The 18,369-nt window shown below is 32.7% G+C and carries 16 protein-coding genes and 1 riboswitch; of the genes, 2 read left to right on the top strand and 14 right to left on the bottom strand.

Annotation, left to right across the window (positions count from 1 at the left end):
* Positions 1-80: 80 nt before the first annotated feature.
* Positions 81-1,277: a precorrin-6y C5,15-methyltransferase (decarboxylating) subunit CbiE gene (cbiE, locus tag DG435_RS24150; protein WP_106790822.1), complete on the bottom strand. Its 1,197-nt coding sequence runs from the start codon at positions 1,275-1,277 to the stop codon at positions 81-83.
* Between the two features lie 202 nt (positions 1,278-1,479).
* A riboswitch (cobalamin riboswitch) is annotated at positions 1,480-1,670 on the top strand.
* A gap of 103 nt (positions 1,671-1,773) precedes the next feature.
* Between cbiE and DG435_RS24145 the strand changes: the two genes are divergently transcribed.
* Positions 1,774-4,113 (top strand): TonB-dependent receptor, encoded by a 2,340-nt coding sequence (locus DG435_RS24145; protein ID WP_106790821.1) that lies wholly within the window; start codon positions 1,774-1,776, stop codon positions 4,111-4,113.
* Between the two features lie 103 nt (positions 4,114-4,216).
* A complete protein-coding gene (locus tag DG435_RS24140; RefSeq protein ID WP_106790820.1) occupies positions 4,217-5,680 on the top strand; it encodes a PepSY-associated TM helix domain-containing protein in 1,464 nt (487 codons plus the stop codon).
* 142 nt (positions 5,681-5,822) lie between these two features.
* Here DG435_RS24140 and bluB read toward each other — a convergent pair whose 3' ends face one another.
* The 13 genes from bluB to DG435_RS24075 form a co-directional block, all read right to left on the bottom strand.
* Positions 5,823-6,479, bottom strand: a complete 657-nt coding sequence (gene bluB / locus DG435_RS24135) for a 5,6-dimethylbenzimidazole synthase (protein ID WP_106790819.1) — start codon at positions 6,477-6,479, stop codon at positions 5,823-5,825.
* A gap of 6 nt (positions 6,480-6,485) precedes the next feature.
* Entirely contained in the window at positions 6,486-7,841 is a 1,356-nt protein-coding gene (cobJ, locus tag DG435_RS24130; protein WP_106790818.1) for a precorrin-3B C(17)-methyltransferase, read from the bottom strand.
* Entirely contained in the window at positions 7,838-8,530 is a 693-nt protein-coding gene (gene cobI, locus DG435_RS24125; RefSeq protein WP_159025423.1) for a precorrin-2 C(20)-methyltransferase, read from the bottom strand. Before cobI ends, cobJ begins: the two co-directional genes overlap by 4 nt.
* Before the next feature lie 5 nt (positions 8,531-8,535).
* Positions 8,536-9,120 carry a cob(I)yrinic acid a,c-diamide adenosyltransferase gene (locus tag DG435_RS24120; RefSeq protein WP_106790816.1) on the bottom strand — a complete coding sequence of 195 codons (585 nt, stop codon included), beginning with the start codon at positions 9,118-9,120 and terminating at the stop codon, positions 8,536-8,538.
* Between the two features lie 45 nt (positions 9,121-9,165).
* Complete coding sequence (gene cobW / locus DG435_RS24115) at positions 9,166-10,257, bottom strand: cobalamin biosynthesis protein CobW (protein ID WP_106790815.1); 1,092 nt, start codon at positions 10,255-10,257, stop codon at positions 9,166-9,168.
* A 174-nt stretch (positions 10,258-10,431) separates the two neighbouring features.
* Positions 10,432-11,058 carry a carbonic anhydrase family protein gene (locus DG435_RS24110; protein WP_106790886.1) on the bottom strand — a complete coding sequence of 209 codons (627 nt, stop codon included), beginning with the start codon at positions 11,056-11,058 and terminating at the stop codon, positions 10,432-10,434.
* Between the two features lie 5 nt (positions 11,059-11,063).
* A complete protein-coding gene (locus tag DG435_RS24105; RefSeq protein WP_106790814.1) occupies positions 11,064-11,912 on the bottom strand; it encodes a universal stress protein in 849 nt (282 codons plus the stop codon).
* A gap of 11 nt (positions 11,913-11,923) precedes the next feature.
* Positions 11,924-13,519: a SulP family inorganic anion transporter gene (locus DG435_RS24100; protein WP_106790885.1), complete on the bottom strand. Its 1,596-nt coding sequence runs from the start codon at positions 13,517-13,519 to the stop codon at positions 11,924-11,926.
* Positions 13,520-13,668: 149 nt separating this feature from the next.
* Entirely contained in the window at positions 13,669-14,010 is a 342-nt protein-coding gene (locus DG435_RS24095; protein WP_159025422.1) for a hypothetical protein, read from the bottom strand.
* Complete coding sequence (locus DG435_RS24090; protein ID WP_106790812.1) at positions 14,010-14,678, bottom strand: TetR/AcrR family transcriptional regulator; 669 nt, start codon at positions 14,676-14,678, stop codon at positions 14,010-14,012. The genes DG435_RS24095 and DG435_RS24090 overlap by 1 nt, the downstream gene beginning before the upstream one ends.
* A gap of 96 nt (positions 14,679-14,774) precedes the next feature.
* Positions 14,775-15,344, bottom strand: coding sequence for an RNA polymerase sigma factor (locus DG435_RS24085; protein WP_106790811.1), 570 nt, complete (start codon positions 15,342-15,344; stop codon positions 14,775-14,777).
* A gap of 287 nt (positions 15,345-15,631) precedes the next feature.
* Positions 15,632-16,300, bottom strand: coding sequence for a response regulator transcription factor (locus DG435_RS24080; RefSeq protein WP_106790810.1), 669 nt, complete (start codon positions 16,298-16,300; stop codon positions 15,632-15,634).
* Positions 16,301-16,312: 12 nt separating this feature from the next.
* On the bottom strand, positions 16,313-18,268 hold the full coding sequence (locus DG435_RS24075; protein ID WP_106790809.1) for a tetratricopeptide repeat-containing sensor histidine kinase: 1,956 nt from the start codon (positions 18,266-18,268) through the stop codon (positions 16,313-16,315).
* Between the last annotated feature and the right edge of the window lie 101 nt (positions 18,269-18,369).

The raw sequence follows: 18,369 nt of genomic DNA, 5'->3' as shown, positions 1-18,369 counted from the left end.
ATATGAAGTGAAGAACACACTGGAAACCGTGAATTTGATTAAAAACGAGCAAACCAGATACTGAATAAAAAATTGGGTCCCTATTTGATTTTAGATCTTAATTTTATTGCTTTAAGCAACGTAATTGGATTGTATTCATCAAGTGACAGTTTGGATTCTTCTACGATAGTATACCCTATTTTGTTGCAACCTGCTTTAAAAGCTTGTACCGAACTTTCTTTGACAGCATTGATTACTATACAGGTTTCAAGTTGTAAAATTGGAGCAATCTTCAGAAAAAGTTCTTCTAATTTACCGCCGTGACCACCAATAAAAATTGCTTCAGGCTTTGTAAACTGAGTAAGATCGTGTTCAAAAAAATCTCCCATTACTACCTGAATACCAGGAACCCCAAAACATTTCTGATTTTCTATCATAATTGCTTCACATTCTGGCCTTTTTTCGAAAGCAACTACAGCTATATCTGGGTTCTTTAATTTAGCTTCTATACTAACAGATCCAGTACAAAAGCCGATATCCCATACTATATCAACATTAAGAATATCTAAATAATGCAAGGCCATTAATCGAATAGGCATTTTGGTAATCATCTTAGGCCTGCCAGGTAAGCCTTTAAAATCAGCATCCTTTATCCCAAAATCAATTTGACGATGCGCTGTTTTTTTTAGTATAACACAATTCAGTGAATGAAACTTCATTGTTGAAGCTTCCAATAAAGATAATTTCTGAAATTTTTCCCGTTCTCCTTCTATGTCTTCCCCTACAATAATTTTATAATTATCATATCCATACTCCAAAAGTCTTTTTGCAATGGTAGCTGGAGTTTTTTCTGCATCTGTAAGCACTCCTATACTTTCTTTTTGTTGGATTAAGATAGTATCTAATGCTTTCCAGCTTCTTCCATGCACACTTACGGTTTCTAACTGGTTACTATTCAAATGCATTGCATTAGCCAATAATTGAATCGAACTAAAATAGGGAGTTGTTATGATTTTTGCATCTGGATATTTATTTTTTAATGTATTCGAAAATCCATAAAACAGTGGATTTCCGGAAGCAAAAACAATAATTGGTACTGTCGCTTTTTCATATGCCTCGAATACCTGAGACATCGGAGATTGAATAGCTATCCATTGATGGTTTTTGGGAAGATAGTCTTTCACCAATTCATAATGACGTTTTCCTCCACTAAAAACAAGGGTATCCAGAATACTTTGTTGTTGTTCTGTTGTAAAATCCGGGGTTTTATTTCCGATACCTATAATATGGAAGATCATAGTGCTATTGATGTTGTATATATTCTTATTGAATCAACAAAGCTACGAAGTTAAAGTTTATAGAAATCAAAATATTTATCACTCCTCTCTAAAACCATATCCTTTCTCTCATTTACAATTGTTTAGTGTTAGAGCAAAAAATATTCAGTTATTATAAATGAAAACACATCACTTTCAATTTGATCCAACAGCAAAAAAACTATATTTGCGCCCGATAAATGGTTTTTCACCTATGGTGAAAATTAAAAGGGAATTTGGTGAGACTCCAAAACTGTTCCCGCAACTGTAAGATTCACAAAAAAGTAGTACCATAAAACCACTGTAGCAAAGGCTATGGGAAGGAGGTAATTACCGAATTAAGTCAGGAGACCTGCCATAAAATCTAAATAATTATTAACTCTCGGGTAAAGAGTGAAAATAATAATAACTGTCTTTAACCTAAAAGGTAGTCTTTATTTATTTCTGCATTTTTCCCTGCTTAATCTCTATTTAAAAAATGAAAAAATTAGTATTATGCAGTGTCTTATTGTTATGGGGTTTCATGACCTATGCACAATCAAACATTACAATTACTGGAACTGTAAAAAGTCAAATTTCTGGAAAAGGAATTTCTAATGTATCTGTTTATATACAACAGACAAATCACGAAACAATTACAGATGAAGAAGGAAAATATTCAATCTCATTAGAAAAAGGGAATTACAATATTTCGTTCTCTGCCGTTAGCTATCAACAAATTACTAAAAATATTATTTTGGATAGTGAATCTCTCATTTTAAATGTAGCCCTTAAAAAAAACATTACTGGATTAGAAGAGGTATTTATTAATGGAGGAAACAATAAAACCAATAAGGAAATACTAAATGTTAACAAATTAGGAATTAAAAATATAGACATCCCTGTAACTACCAACAGTATTAATGGAGAGATTATGCAACAACGTAATGTTTTTGATATAGGAGATGCGGTTAAAAGTGTTACAGGTGTAAGGCCTATAAATAGGTATGGAGGTTTCCAAACTTTTAGAATTAGAGGATTTAATAATTTTGTTATGCTAGTTGATGGTGTTAGAGATGAACGGCACAACATATCTACCAGTGCACCTTCAACGAATCTAGCAAATGTGGAAAGAATAGAAGTACTTAAAGGCCCTGCGGGGGTTTTATATGGTCATTCGGCATTAGGAGGAATTATAAATATAGTCCGCAAAAAACCTACACATAAACAAAAAGCTAATTTTAAAGCCACTTATGGTAGTTATGACACTTATAATCTTGAAGGTGGTATTGGTGGTCCAGTTTCAGATAAATTACGTTATAGAGTAGATATAGGAATGACACGTACCAAAGGGTGGAGAGATTATGGTATCGCGACCAATAATGGATCTTTAATGTTAGATTATACCCCTTCGACAAATGATAAATTAGCCTTTTACTTTCAGGCTAATAAAGATGTATATGATACTGATACGGGAATTCCTGTAAATGAAGACAGCTCTGTTATCCCAGGAATGGATCCAGAGACCAGATACAACGATCCGCAAGATTATTTAAAACACAAACGTCTTGATTATCAAATAAAATACTCACATGATTTTAATTCTAATTTGAAATTATCTAATCTCTTATCGTATTCAAATGACGATATAAACTATCTTTCTACAGAGTTTTTAGAGTTAAATCCAACTAAAGATTCTATCTCCAGAGCTTTCCCGTTTTATTTTAATCATCAGACCAAAACCCTACAAAATCAATTAGATTTAAGTTATAAATTCAAAACAAATGTGATAGAACATAAGGTATTACTAGGAAATTCTGTCAGTATTTTAGACCGCAAGACTTTTAGAGGAGAAGTAATCGGTCCAGGAACTTTTACAACTATTTCTGTACAAAATCCTACTTTAAACCAAGGGTATATTGAAACAATAGATAATAAAGTTGATATAAAAAAAGAGGTAGTATACGCATTTTATTTACAAGATTGGATTAAATTTTCTGATAAATTTAAAGCGCTAATAGGACTGCGTTATGATACATTTACCGGAACTTATTATAGAGATATCATTGATAATAACAGGGCCTTAATTACTTCTGGAGTTCGTACAGAAATCCCTTCATCTTCTTTCTCATATCGGGCAGGTATTGTTTACCAACCGGTTAAAGATATGATTAGCATTTTTGCTTCATATTCAAACTATTTTAAACCATCAAGAAGAGTAACTCCGGATGGAAAAGTATTTGACACTGAAACAGGTTTTCAAAATGAATTAGGAGTCAAGTTTCAAAAAAATGATCTGTTTACTGCTACACTTTCAGCTTATTTTATGTTAAAAAATAATATCGTAGAAAAAACAAGTGTCGATGATTACCAGCAAATAGGTTCTGCAGATTCTAAAGGGATAGAATTAGATATTGAATCAAAACCTTTTGAAGGATTTTATATTAAAGCAGGATATGCTTTCGTAGATGCCAAAATTAGAGATTATAATAAAACGTTACAGACTATACCAGCAGGAAACAGGTTACCATATGCTCCTAAAAATTCTATTAATTTTTGGGGAAATTATGAATTTCAAAAAGGGTATTTGCAAGGTTTGGGAGCTGGATTAGGGCTAAATTACGTAGATAAAAACTATACCAATTCAAGCAATACATATACATTACCATCGTATACGACCATAGATGGAACTCTTTATTATCAAGCAAAAAAAGTTAGAATAGGATTAAACATAAATAATATTGGCGATACACTTTATTTTACCGATGCGATCTATTCAAATCAGTTTTTTCCTGGCCAGGGAAGAAATTATAAATTAAGTTTGGCATATAAGTTTTAAACAAACTTAAAAGGAGAATGTATCGATGTAATCTAACTATCGGTACATTTTCCATTACTTTAATAAAATCTACAATTTATCCACTGAAATATTGTAAAAACAGATGAAAAAGATTATTTCTTTACATCATTGGCTTGGCACTTTTTTTTGTGCTTTATTTTTAATTTGGTTTTTATCGGGCTTTGTTATGATGTATCAAAGTTTTCCAAATCTAAGTGAAACTGAAAGAATAGAAATGCTTTCTAGTTCTGTAAATACTGAGGTATTATCCCCTAAAACTGTTTTTAAAAATGATACTATTGACGAGATATCCCAACTTAGACTGAATTATGTTCTCAATAGACCTGTTTTTCATTTGATTACAGATCAGGGGGGAATTTTTTCCAAATATGCAGATAATGGACAAAAAGTAATCCTAACAAAAGAGATAGCGCTAAAAATCGCAACAAAAAACACAGGAATAATAGCTAATTCTACTATCCAAATATTAGCAGAGCTAGACCAATGGATTCCAAGAACAAAGTATTTGCCACATATGCCCATTTTTAAAATTGAATTTGAGGATGAAAACAATACGTTGGTTTATATCTCATCAGTAACGGGAGAGCTACTTGCTATGAATACCAGTTCTGAAAGATTTTGGTCGTGGTTGGGTGCTATTCCTCATTGGATTTATTTTAAGGATATTAGAATTCATAATACATTATGGACACAACTGGTAACATGGTTAGCCGCATTAGGATTCATCATGGTAATTACGGGTATAATTACAGGGTTAGTGAGATACAAAAAGAAACCAAATGCCAAGTTTAAAAGATTCAAAAACAAATGGTACAATTATCATTATTATTTTGGATTGGTTTTTGGGGTATTTGTATGTACCTGGATTTTTAGCGGATGGATGAGTATGACCCCTTTTGGATGGACTCCTAGTACACAATTACAAAAAGAAGAAATTCTAAAATGGCAAATGCAAAAACATACTATAAATTACTATAATGAGGATAGTTGGAGTAGTTTTCTAAATCTGTTAGAACAAAAGAAATTTAAAGAAATAAGTTTCATTTTTTTTCAAAATAATGTTTACGCCCAGGTTTTTTTTCAAAATACAAGTTCTTTATATAGTTTATATAACGCTAACCCTTCTTTAAGCATAGATAACTATCAAAAAGTTGTAAATTCTTTTTCTCCCGAAAATGAAGTGAAAGAAAGTATTCTCCTAAAAGAATATGACAATTATTATTATAGTCGACATAATGATAAAGATTTACCCATAATTAGAATTAAAACCATTAAAGATATAACCTATTATATCAACCCAAAAACAACTAGAGTGGTATATAAATGTGCTACAAAAAACAAAATTCAACGCTGGATTTATCACGGTTTACATAGTTTAGATTTCTCATTTCTGGCATGGAACAGGCCTTTATGGGATATTGTTCTTTTTATTTTATTAACAGGAGGTACAGTACTTAGTTTTTCGGCAACTGGATTAGGGGTTAAATTCATTAAAAGAAAAAATAGAAAAAGGGTAAAAAGGAAGGAGAAGAAATCTAAAAAATAAAGTTTTACGGTAGAATATTATTAATATATCTATTACTTTTCAATTTGGTTGTAGTAATTTCTGTGTAATAAAAATGATAAAATTCACAAACCTCAACCAGAGCAATTTTTTTACTAAAAACGAAGTGTAGTAACATCCCCAATTATTTATATTTTTCTTCAATCACCACTTCTTTTTGAAGTTTCTTACGATCCCATTTTTTTAGTTCTAATTCGGGTTGGTTATAAAACATATCGGTATACCCAAAGCACAAATACCCTATTAATTGGTTTTTTTCTGGAGCTCCAAGTACTTGTTTTACTTTTTCTGGATCCAAAATACTCACCCATCCCATTCCTATATTTAAGGACCGTGCCATGAGCCACATATTTTGTATCGCACAAACCACACTGTATTTACCCATATTAGGCATACTTGTTTGTCCCAAAACAGGGCCTTCTGCAGGTTTATAAAACACTGCCATATTTAAAGGGGATTCTAAAATTCCTTCTAGTTTAAGCTTGATGTATTCTTTTTGCTTTTCGTCTGTAAATTGTTGTGCAGCACGTGCTGTTTCTTCAGAAAAAGTTTCTTTTACAGCTTGCTTCGTTTTTTGATCCCGGATCAATACAAATTCCCAGGGCTGTGAAAACCCTACCGAAGGAGCTGCCAATGCGGCTTCTATGATCCTATCAATTGACTCCTTAGATATGGGAGTATTTAAAAATCGATTCCCTCGGACATCCCTGCGATGCGCGATTATCTCTTCGAGCAATGCTTGTTCTTTATCATCAAATATACGTTGCGGATGCTCTTTCATTTGTTTTTATAATTTAGCTTCTTCTAGAGTAAATGCTGCATTAATTATGGCCGCTGCAAAATTACTACCTCCCCGTTTTTCGGTAATTAACGCATATGGAATATGAGATATTGTTTTTAATCGTTCTTTAGACTCAATTACATTGATAAACCCTACTGGTGCTCCAACAACTCCTGTTGGAGATAATATTCCGGCTTGAATCTGATCTGCAATCTCAATTAATGCTGTCGGTGCATTTCCGATAACAAATAATGCATCGGGATATTTTTTTGCAGCAAGTTTTATTCCCGCCTGTGTCCGTGTTAATCCTTCTTTTTCGGCAAGCTGAAGAGATTCTTTGTCGTTTAGCAAACAAATTACCTGATTGCCATATTTAGTGGTATACGCTTTTGTAACTCCTGCAGCTACCATAGTTACATCGGTAACGATAGTTCCTCCATTTTTAAGATAATCATGCCAGGTAGCAATTGCCTGTTTAGAAGTTTCCAGGTAATTTATATATTCAAAATCACCAGAAGTATGAATACATCGTATAGCCGCCCATAAAGTGTCTTTTGCTAATGTATTTGGCGGAATATTATTTAATATCTCATTAAAACTAGCTTGTTGTATTTCTACACCAGTTTCTGGTTTTCTGTTTAAATATCCTCTTGGAGTAATGAGATGATCTTTATATCTAAAGGTCTGACTATTTCCTATCAACACCACACAAAACATATCAACTTCATTGACATCTAAATCTCCTAAAGTGGTAATTTTTATCTCTTCTTCTACTCTCCCTAATTGCTTACATATTGCTACAGGGGTTGTTGCAGAGCGGTATTGCAGATAGATATTTTTTAAGGTCTGAAGCTGCCAATACCGTTTTTTACTTTTTGGATTATATAATCCTGTCACAAAATCTCCCATAGCCGCAGCATGGATACGTTTCTCGATTGTGGTCCATGGAGTCATCAAATCAGATAATGAGATACAACAAAAATCATGTCCTAATACAGCTCCTAATTTACTGCCGGCAGTAATAAAGGCCGAAATTCCCGGTACTGTCTCTACAGGAATATCTAATTTTTGTTCTGCAACTTTTTGGTATACAATAGATGCCATTGCATATATACTGGCATCGCCCGAGCCAATAACAACAACCTGTTCTCCTTCTAAGGCATGTTGTATTGCAATTTCTGCTCTTTTTTCTTCTTCGCTTAATTCTTTACCTATACATAAGGCATCAGGACGTACTAAATGTTGTATAAATTGAAAATAATAGTGATATCCTATGATTACTGAAGCTTCTGAAATTGCCTGTGTAGCCATCGGAATGATATAATCTGAATGCCCGGGACCTAGCCCTACAACTTTGATCATTGTTTGATAATTAATAAAGAGAAATATGGAATTTCTCTATTGGTCAGAGTGGTTAAATCTGTTGTTATATATTCTTGATTGGTTCCTAAACGTTCACAATAATAACATTTCCAATCTTTCTGTACTAATTCTAACTGAAAATCATTCCATCCAGAGCGTATTTTCATTAATATCACGGTATCAAATTCTAAAAAATATTTAGAGATTTCTTCAATATTTTTTGCTCTTGGAACGATCGCAATTTTATCGTTAAGTAAACTTAATGGTATTTGATGTTGCGATGCTCCCAACGAAAAAGAATTGATTCCCGGTACCAAAGATACTGGTAATTGCAACTCTTGAAGCTCTGCTAATATATACGAAAAAGAAGCATATAAGCTAATATCACCTTCGCATACAATCGCTGTTTTTTTTCCAGAACGACAGGCTTCTTCAATGTCTTTTACCGTTGCTGCATATGTTTCTGAAGCCTTTTTGCGGTCATATGACATATTTAGGAAAAAACCTTTCAGTTCTTTATGCTCTAATCCGTGATATTGTAAAATAGGATACACAAAGCTCTTTTTTTGATCTTTTGTAATAGACCCCGGATAAAAGATAAGATCGACTTCTTTTAATATTCGTAATGCTTTAAGCGTAAGAAGTTCTGGATCTCCAGGTCCTAAAGCTATTCCATAAATTGTATGCAAAACCGTTATATTCTTTTCTTTTTTCTTTTATATAAAAACAACTGCCATTTTTCTTCTGCAACCCCGGCTTTATCCATTTCTGCTCTAGCCATGGTGAAGAGTAAGTCTGATAATCTATTAATATATGCAACCACATATTCTTCTACAGATTCTGGATCTTCGTGCATTAAGGTAACTAATCTACGTTCACCTCTTCTGATTTGCGTTCTGCACACGTGACATAATGCTGAAATTTCATTCCCTCCAGGTAATAAAAAATAGTCAGACGGAGAACTAATATTGGCTTCCATCTCATCCATCCATTGTTCACAAAAATCCGCCCCGTCTTTAGGTTTGGGGTTAGGATTTTCTTTTTTAGAATCCGATGGCCTTGCGAGATGTGACATCATATCCATAAGATCTTTTTGAATTTTATGAAGATTTGGCTGCCACTCATGGTCATTACCTATTTTTGCACGTAGTAATCCAATAGTAGAATTCGCTTCGTCTAAAGCTCCATTACATTCTATACGTGCTGAATCTTTAAATTCTCTTTTTCCTCCAAAGACTCCAGTCTTACCTGTATCTCCTTTACGTGTGTATATTTTCAAGGGATTAAAATTTTAAATTAATACTGAAATCATGCAAATGAATAGTTATACTCCTTCTCCTACCATCAATTTTTCTTCTAATACCTCTTGAATCTTTTGCTCTTCAAGTTCTTCTCCTATAATCACTAATCGAGTTGCCTTGATTTCTCCATCGATCCATTTTCTATCAAAATAGTTTTCAAATCGATCTGCTACTCCCTGAACAATCATACGCATTGGTTTACCAGGCACATGGATAATTCCTTTAATCCTGTAGATATGGTGTTCTGCTACTAGTGTCTTTAAATTTTTGATTAGAGTTTCTGGAGTATGAGGTACTTTAATTTCTATCACAATAGAATTAATCGAGTCATCATGATCGTGGTCGTGATGATGATGTCCATCCTCATCATGGTGATGATGATGGTGTTCTTCGTGGTGAGAATGCTTATCATCTACATGATCTTCGGCTTTAGCATCAATTCCTAATAATACATCGGCAGGGATATTACCTTTTACTGCGGAAATCAACTTGATGTTGCCACCAACACGATTCTGGATAATATCTCTGACTTGATTATATTCTTCTGTATTGATTAAATCTGATTTGGTCATTATAATCAAATCTGCACAAGACAGCTGATCTTCAAATAACTCTTCGATAGAAGATTCGTGATCCAGATTTTCATCATCTAATCGTTGAGACTGTACTTTATCACGGTCACATATTTCTCCGGTGGCCTGTCCTACACAATCGACAACAGTAATCACAGCATCTACAGTGATTTGTGGTTTCAAATCAGGCCAGTTAAAAGCTTTTAATAATGGTTTAGGCAATGCTAACCCTGAAGTTTCTATAATAATATGATCAATATCCTGTTTACGCTCCATCAATTGAAGCATGGTGGGTAAAAATTCCTCCTGTACCGTGCAACAAAGACACCCATTACTCAATTCTAATATATTCTCTTCTTCACATCCACAATCATTACCTTTCAGAATTTCTCCATCCATTCCTAATTCTCCAAATTCATTAACGATTATTGCTAATCGTCTGCCGTTTGCATTTTTAGCAATTTGATGTATCAAAGTCGTTTTACCAGATCCCAGAAATCCTGTAATAATCGTTACAGGTATTTTTTGTGTGTTTAAAGCCATATGTTCTTATCAAAAATGATTCTAAGCAAAACTATCTATTATAGCTTAAAGGAAAAAACAAATTATGATATGTTTGTGTAAGATTATCATTAGATACTGAATTTCACAAAAACCAGAATGTTATAAAATAATTAACATTATCATTTTATAACATTCTGGTTTTTGATTTCATATTTAAAAGAATTTTACTCCACCAGTTTTAATATCATACATTCCGCCAATTATTTTTATTTCTCCATTGTTTTCCATCTCGGCGAGTACCTCACTTGAAGAGCGAATATTATCAATAGTCATGATTACATTTTTTTCTGCTACCTCATTTACAAAATCGATATTTTTTGAGTTTCTCAATGCATCATCTTTTGGTTCTTTAACTGCTTCAACTGCTGGTTCTATTTTGTTTATTAAGGTGGTTAAATTTCCAAGTCTGGCATGATCACATGCTCCTTTAACGGCACCACAGGCAGTATGTCCCAAGATCACCAATAGTTTTGTTCCTGCTAATTTACAAGCAAATTCCATACTACCTAAGATATCCTCGTTTACAAAATTTCCTGCGATTCGTATACTAAAAACATCGCCCAGACCCTGATCAAAAATTAATTCTGACGATACCCGAGAATCGATACAACTCAATATAGTTGCGAAAGGAAATTGACCATTGGCAGTCTGGGTTACCTGTTGTAATAAATTTCGATCTGCCTTCAAATTATTTTGAAAACGTTGATTTCCTTCTACAAGGGTCTTTAATGCACTGTTTGGTGTCATTGCATCTTGCGTTTCTTTTGTATGTGCTTTCATCATAATTATTTTTTATTAGCCAGTATAAGCACTGGCACATTTGTTTTATTTATAGTTTGTTGAGCTTTATCATTGAGACCAATTGATTTGCTTAACTTTTGTTTGGTTTCTCTTTTTACACAAAGCAGTCCCAATTTATTTTTTTCAATGTATTTTGAGACACTACCACTATTATCCATTCCTTCTTCAAATTCAAAGATTACTGTATTTGCTACATTAGATTGTTCTTTAGGTTTTGAAAAAGTTATTGGCTTTTTAAGCTGGGAATCTGTTTTCTTAATTTTAAACAGCTTAAAAGGTTTATGAGTACGTTTTTTTAAATCCTGAATAATTTCAACTTCATTATTTAACGATATATCATCAAGAAAACCAAGAGACACATCATGATAAGAAGTAAGGTTTTTATCACTTCCTGAAATAAGAATCTCACCTTTGTGATGTTTCAATAAATAAGATGTCAATCCATCTCCCAAAAAATTCACCATTTTAGGTTTTCGTTTACCAATAACAACAACATCTGGCTGTGTTTTGGTAATGTGATTTTGTATTTCAGTAATAACATTTCCAAAAGTAAAACTGTAAATGATAGGAATATTTTCTATATCGGATATAGTATCGACCAATTTTCGCATTGCCTTTTTTGAAGCAATTCTTTCTTCGCCTAATGTTCTCATTACGGCTATTTGGTTATCATATCGAACAACCTGCAAAGGTGGTTTTACATAAAAAACCTCAATTCCTGCATCTATAACCTTTGCCAAGTTTACAGCATTACGTAAAGCCGTGTATGAGGACTTGGTTTGATCAATTAATACCAATAGCCTGTATTTTGATTCTAACATACTATTTTTCATAAGTTTGTATTTTAAGCGCTTTTAGGGCGTAGTTTAAAGAATTGAATAAAGCTATCTGGATTTTCTATAGTACCTCTTTCCGAAATAAGTTGGATATCGATATTCCTATTTCTTGCTTTTTCGGAAAAGTCTTCAAGAATTTCGACAATATCGTTGTCTAAATACCTTGTTTTTCGAACATCAAGTTCTAAATAAGTATCTCTTGGAAGGCTGTCTAGTTCTTTAAGAATAGCTCCTTTATTGAAGAATGTTACTTCTTCTGCTAATGTCATCTTTATTTTATGCTTGCCGTTACTTTTATCTTCGATATGTAAGAAATGTGAATTCTGAAAACTCTTAATCAAAATAACTACAACACCTACTGATAAACCTAGTCCTATCCCTACCAAAAGGTCTGTAAATACAATACCAGTAACCGTAACTATAAACGGAACAAATTGTTTCCAACCTAATCGATACATAGTTTTAAATAATCCTGGTTTTGCAAGTTTATACCCAACGATAAGAAGAATTGCAGCTAATACAGATAATGGAATCTTATTTAAAAGTTTTGGTATTAAAATTACAGAAATCAACAACAAAAATCCATGTAAGATTGCCGCCATTTTAGACTTACCTCCTGATTGGATGTTTGCCGAACTACGAACAATCACTTGGGTAATCGGTAACCCTCCTATAAGTCCAGAAATAATGTTTCCTGTACCCTGCGCCAGTAATTCGCGATTGGTAGGTGTTACTCGTTTACGAGGATCTAGTTTATCGGTTGCCTCTACGCACAATAAGGTTTCTAAACTGGCCACTAAAGCAATAGTAAACGCAGTTACCCATATTTGCGGGTTGGTAATGACTCCAAAATTTGGAAAACTAAATTGTGCTAAAAACGAAGATGCATCCTCTGGTACAGGCACACTTACAAGATGTTCTGAAGAGATTCCCCAGGTACTATTTCCTGCTGTTACTACAAAGTATATAATCCCAACAGCAACTGCTACCAAAGGCCCTTGAATAAGCTTAAATACTTTTCCTTTTTTCGAAAGTACATTACTCCATAAAAGAAGAATCCCAAGACCGATAACTGCTATTAAGGTAGCTCCAGGACTAATCGCATTAATTGCGCTTAAAATCCCTGAAAACGTATTTTCTCCATCTATCTGGAAGAATGCAAAATCACCTTCTGGATTTGCGTCATACCCAAAGAAATGAGGGATTTGTTTAAGTATGATAATGATACCTATTCCTGTAAGCATTCCTTTAATGACAGATGATGGAAAATAATATCCAATAATTCCTGCTTTCAGAAAACCAAATGCCAATTGTATCACACCGCCCAAAACGACTGCCAAAAGGAAGTTTTGATAACCTCCCAATGCACCAATAGCGGTTAATACAATTGCTGCAAGCCCAGCTGCTGGGCCACTAACACCTATTTGAGATCCACTCATGGCTCCCACTACGATACCTCCTACGATACCTGAAATCAGACCAGAAAACAGAGGAGCTCCACTGGCTAAAGCGATACCTAAACATAAAGGTAAGGCCACAAAAAATACGACAATACTGGCTGGAATATCAGCCTTAAAGTTTTTAAATAAATTTGGATTATTCATAGCTATTTTGGTTTGAAAAATGCCATACCCCATTGGGCAAAAAAACATTGATCAATTAATAATGTTATTATGTAAATTGATGAGTTCCATAGTAATGGAACCTGATTAAAATGCGGTAAGAATTCAGGTTAAGTAGAATCCTAATTTAATTACACCTGTTCGGGAGGTGGGATGGGAATTTCGAGAGCAAAATCATAATGAGGTTGTAGTACCTGATAACAAAAACATTCTGAAGCATAGATAAAATGACGATCTTGAGAATTTAAAATTTTAAATTCATTTTTTCCATCCTTACAATCATCTTCTTGTTTTTCTTCTTCATCAGAATCTTCCTCAGAATCTTCTTCCCAATCTATCTCAACTAATTCGATATCATCATTAGCAAAAAGTTCAATAGTTCTTACTATTGGCTGTAACAGCATACTCACAAACACAACGATAAATGAGCTATACTTTATAAAACTAAATATGTTATTACAGAATAACCTCATCACACCACAGTTTTTTGTACTAAATCAGTATAAAATCTCACTACATTATTTTTTCCTTCTTCAACATCGGTTAAGGAAGGAAGATGTTGAGAAAAATAGCGTTGATGATGTGCTCCCTCAATCACTGTTGAAATGAGCATATGTGGAAACTCAAATTTTGGATTTATCTCCAAAACCATATCGCTCACTCTTTGTACAACTCTTTTATAAGTTTTATAGAATCCTTTTTTATTTTCTTCGTCTATATCTTTGGTATAATAAGCTTTAGCAGATTCTGAAATGATAATTTTATTAAGTAGCACTTCATTAATAAAAGTAAAAGAGTTGTCTTCTTTTACTTCCTCTGTAAGCAAGGTTATAGCGGTGTTCAATCTATCTTTTGCAGAGGTAATGTTTGTCGTTGCAAAAACCAATTTGTACTCAATCCAACTCCAATACCAATTGATCAAGTATACCAACAATGCATGTTTACTTTCAAAATAACGATAAATCGAACTTTCATTAGACCCTATAGCAACTCCCAGCTTTCTAAATGTGAAAGACTCAAAGCCTAAATCATTTATCATCTCGATACTAGTATGCACAATTTTCTTCCCCAGATCAGAGGATTCAGGGTTTTTAGTGTATAACTCCGGATTAATTGTTATATGTATAGGTAAACCTTCCATTTAGAAAAACAAAGATATGAAAGTATTACTATTAAATAAAAGTAGTTTAACTATTTTTTGTGAAGGTATTGGTTCTGGCAGTATCTCTGATCTAAATTAACATACAGCTTTTAGTTCATTATACATTGGATCTTTTTCGATCATTTTTAATAATTTCTTTTTGGCTTCGAATTTCTTTTTTCTGGTATATCCTTCAGAATGCCCTATGATTTTCGAAATTTCTTTCATTGATCGTCCTTCAAAAAAGAGAGATAATAGTTTCTTATTCTCTGTACTTAATTTTTGAAAGTGTTTTCTATAGAGATGTTCGCGTTCTTGATTTTCAATATCTGTTATTAAGGGTTCACTTGTCTCTTCTTCAAAACGATACCACCCATCATCGAGAATTAGTTTTTTCTTTTTCTTTAATCGATTTCTCCACAGGTTTTTGCAAATCCCATAGAAATAGGTTTTTATCGGTACTCTTAGTTCTAAAAGACCTGATCGTAACTTCTGATATAGCACAACTAATGCATCCTGAAAAACATCTTCTACATCTTCAGGATTTCCATTATTGCGAAGAATATATCCCTGAATGTATCGTATATTTTCTTTATAAAAACATGTTAGTATTTTCTCATCCCCATTAATGATTCCAGCTATGATTATTTGATCGTTATCCATCATTATAGTGAGTTTGTATCTTTTAGGATTTAGGTAATACCGTTTATCTTTTAAATTTACCGGGATAAAATGTTCTTTTTCAGTAAATTAAAACAACAAATGGTATAAGCTCATTATCATGTATCGCTCACTTGCTTTTATGATACAAACATAAATTGACTACGTCATATGTCAATACAGATTTCTGTAATGTGATCTGTTTTTTTTGCAAAAAAATATATTAGACTGCTTTTGAAGATGTATCGTATTTTTTTCTTTATCTGTTAGAAATCAGATAATGTTTAAGGTCTCTATAATATTCCTAAATCCTTTACAATAGCTACCAGATGAGTGGTGTTTTTGGCTTTAAAGTCATCAAAAAGTTTGCTTACTCTTTTGTCGATAGCACTTTCACCGTTTGGAGATATGTTTTGTTTTTTAAGCTTGGTTCTGATTTCTTTTTTAGTAAATCCTTTTGATAATTCTTCTAACAGTATCATATCCAAATCATCTAAATGAATCATCGTATTAGCAGCAGAATTATTAGCTAATTCTGGTGGCCATACCGTATTACCTTGATACACACCATCCACGCACGCTACTAATTCTTTTATCGCATGCTGACCTTTACAGACATATCCATTGATGTTAAGTTTTTCGAATAGCATATTGATTTTGTCTGGTCTGTTTTCCTGAGAATATACAATCACTTTGATATCTGGTTGTATGCTTCTGATATCTTTTATGAGTTCGATACCTGAGGTTCTGGTTTGGATCTTATGATCTTCTCTAAACGAAAGGTCTGTGATCAATAATTCAAATACTTCCTGGTCATTATGTGCTTTTCTAAATTTGAGATAGGCATCATCACAATATTTAGCTTCCTCAATATTGTGGATTCCAATTTTATCATTTAGTACTTTTATAATGCCTTGATTCGCAATTTCATAGTCTTCTGCCACCAATACTTTCATAAACATCTTGCTAACTTTTTAATTAGGGATTTGTATTTCGGCTTTAAAGCCTTTGCCTTTTTCTGAGTCAAAGATAAGTGTTCCTCGTATAGCTCGAATACGGTTTTCTGTATTTCGAAGTCCATTTTTGGATTGTACATGTTCTTCTGTGACCCCCACACCATTATCAGAATAGCTAATTGTGAGTGTATCATTAGGGTTAGAAAACCTCAATTTAACCAGGCTGGCTTGACTATGTTTCTGCATATTGGTCATCAATTCCTGTAGTACTCTGTATACCGTTATTTTTATGGTTTTATCCATCTCATCCCAATCGATCCTATCAAACCCTATGGCAATTAACTGAATCCCGTTTTGGGTATAGTTTTTTAGCATATTATTCAATTCTTCTGGATAGGTCTCCCCAGTTTCGAATTCATTGTTTTCACGTGAGATATCGCGTGCTTTGAGATAAGTGGTATTGAGTTTATCTTTAATTTGGGAGTCATGGGGATCATTTTGATATTGCATCATTACCTGAAAAATATCATTCCCCAGCTCATCATGCAATTGTTTAGAAATACGAGTTTCTGTTTCGTAACTGGCTTCAAACTGTACTATTTTATTTTGATGTGCTAGATATCTAGTCCGTTGTTTAAAAAAGTATAAAGCAAAACTGATTCCTGTAAGTAGTAATAAAATCCCCAGAAGATAGATTGTATTTTTATTTTCAACTTCAATGATTTGCTGTTCTTTTTGGTCTGTTTCGAATCGAATTCTAGCAAACTTATCTCTGTACATTCTTTCTTCTTTTACTAAACTATCATTGAGTTGTATATATTTATTTGCATATTCTAAACCCTGATTACCGCCCGATATTTCTGACAATAATTTATAACTCTGTAATAATTCTTCATTATTTTGTAATTCTAATGATGCATCACGCGATCGTTCTGCATATAACTTAGCGATACTATCTTTTTGTATAAATTGATAGTATTCTGCCAGATGTAAGGTATTGGTTGCAATACCAGATTGATCATCTATACTATCTCTTATTTTTAATGTTTTATAAAAAAGATCAGGAACATCCGTGGTATCCTTGGATAAAAAATTAACATAAGCTAAATTATCTAACAACCTAGAATGTCGTTTAGGATTTTCACTTAGAAACTTTGTATATGACAATCCTTTATGATAATATTCCTTTGCTTTTTCATATTTTTTTTCAGATTTATATGTTGTCCCAATATTATTAAAAGATGTTAAAATCTGTGATACCTCTTTATCAGTTCCTTTAGCATATTCAATAGCTTTTAGATAGTAATCAATAGCATCATTATATTGTTCTTGGTGCTTTGCTATAATTCCTAAATTAGTATAACACAAAGGAATGTACCGATCATTCTCGGCTTCTTCAAAACTTTTTATTGCTTTAATAGTTAAAGATTCACTTTTAGTATAATCTTTTGCCTTTCTTAAAATATGAGCTAAGTCAATTAGTACTTTACCATAATCGAACGAAATAGTATTCAAATTCTTTCCATTTTTTAACATTAAAGCATATATTTTTTCAGCTTCGTGAAAATTTTTAAAAGCAACATCAGGTTTAGAGTTTCTATAATAAATCCCTAAACAAAAATATGATTTTGCCATATTTAAGGAATCTTCAATTGTATGGGCCAAACTTAAGGCCTCTTCATTCATTAATTTATAACTCCTTAAATCTTTTAAATCATAATACTCATAAGAAATGTTTTGAAGTCTACTTATTTTAAAAGAATCGTTATCAAGTGTAGCGCAAATACCATACGCCTTTTCTAAACTATTTTTTCTTTGCAGATATGTTCTATTCTTATCATTAGCTTTTTCAATATAAGAATCAATTTGATCAGATATAATCTTTATATCCTTATCCGTTTGATTTTGATCATCACAAGAAACCAAACAAAGAAAAAGTGATATACAAATGATATTGAAAAAACTTCGAAGCATGAATCGTATTTTATCTATAAACCTGAGTTCGATGTAAGATTTTAGTTTAAAAAAGCCGTCAAATTGAGTGGTTTTTCATAATGAAATGGAGAAAAATTGTA

Source organism: Aquimarina sp. Aq78 (assembly GCF_900299525.1).
Lineage (GTDB): Bacteria > Bacteroidota > Bacteroidia > Flavobacteriales > Flavobacteriaceae > Aquimarina.
The sequence above is the reverse complement of the archived record's forward strand: the minus strand, read 5'-3'. Positions and strand labels throughout refer to the sequence as shown.

What these genes read in the sequence shown, in the direction of transcription:
- DG435_RS24085 (WP_106790811.1), bottom strand. Translation starts at nt 15,344, where the DNA reads ATGATGGATAACGATCAAATAATCATAGCTGGAATCATTAATGGGGAT.
- DG435_RS24080 (WP_106790810.1), bottom strand. Translation starts at nt 16,300, where the DNA reads ATGTTTATGAAAGTATTGGTGGCAGAAGACTATGAAATTGCGAATCAA.
- cbiE (WP_106790822.1), bottom strand. Translation starts at nt 1,277, where the DNA reads ATGATCTTCCATATTATAGGTATCGGAAATAAAACCCCGGATTTTACA.
- cobJ (WP_106790818.1), bottom strand. Translation starts at nt 7,841, where the DNA reads ATGATCAAAGTTGTAGGGCTAGGTCCCGGGCATTCAGATTATATCATT.
- DG435_RS24105 (WP_106790814.1), bottom strand. Translation starts at nt 11,912, where the DNA reads ATGAAAAATAGTATGTTAGAATCAAAATACAGGCTATTGGTATTAATT.
- DG435_RS24090 (WP_106790812.1), bottom strand. Translation starts at nt 14,678, where the DNA reads ATGGAAGGTTTACCTATACATATAACAATTAATCCGGAGTTATACACT.
- bluB (WP_106790819.1), bottom strand. Translation starts at nt 6,479, where the DNA reads ATGAAAGAGCATCCGCAACGTATATTTGATGATAAAGAACAAGCATTG.
- DG435_RS24110 (WP_106790886.1), bottom strand. Translation starts at nt 11,058, where the DNA reads ATGAAAGCACATACAAAAGAAACGCAAGATGCAATGACACCAAACAGT.
- DG435_RS24145 (WP_106790821.1), top strand. Translation starts at nt 1,774, where the DNA reads ATGAAAAAATTAGTATTATGCAGTGTCTTATTGTTATGGGGTTTCATG.
- DG435_RS24095 (WP_159025422.1), bottom strand. Translation starts at nt 14,010, where the DNA reads ATGAGGTTATTCTGTAATAACATATTTAGTTTTATAAAGTATAGCTCA.
- DG435_RS24140 (WP_106790820.1), top strand. Translation starts at nt 4,217, where the DNA reads ATGAAAAAGATTATTTCTTTACATCATTGGCTTGGCACTTTTTTTTGT.
- DG435_RS24075 (WP_106790809.1), bottom strand. Translation starts at nt 18,268, where the DNA reads ATGCTTCGAAGTTTTTTCAATATCATTTGTATATCACTTTTTCTTTGT.
- DG435_RS24100 (WP_106790885.1), bottom strand. Translation starts at nt 13,519, where the DNA reads ATGAATAATCCAAATTTATTTAAAAACTTTAAGGCTGATATTCCAGCC.
- cobW (WP_106790815.1), bottom strand. Translation starts at nt 10,257, where the DNA reads ATGGCTTTAAACACACAAAAAATACCTGTAACGATTATTACAGGATTT.